The sequence below is a fragment of the Carboxydocella sp. JDF658 genome (genome assembly GCF_002049395.1).
Lineage (GTDB): Bacteria > Bacillota.
The window spans coordinates 1-251 of the sequence record NZ_BDLR01000121.1 but is presented as its reverse complement, the minus strand read 5'-3'; the positions used below and the strand labels follow the sequence as shown (position 1 = coordinate 251).

At 52.2% G+C, this 251-nt stretch carries 1 pseudogene; it reads right to left on the bottom strand.

What is annotated here, in order from left to right:
• Positions 1-251: pseudogene (tuf, locus tag JDF658_RS12660) on the bottom strand (elongation factor Tu); the annotation flags it as partial.

Below are 251 nucleotides of genomic sequence, written 5' to 3'. Positions count from 1 at the left end.
GCGCCTACAGTCCGGCCACCTTCGCGGATAGCGAAGCGCAGACCTTCTTCAATAGCGATGGGGGTGATCAGTTCTACTTCGATCTTAACGTTGTCACCAGGCATAACCATTTCTACACCTTCGGGCAGCTTGATTACACCGGTAACGTCAGTGGTCCGGAAGTAGAACTGGGGCCGGTAACCGTTGAAGAAAGGAGTATGACGGCCACCTTCTTCTTTGGTCAGCACGTATACTTCAGCGAAGAACTTGGT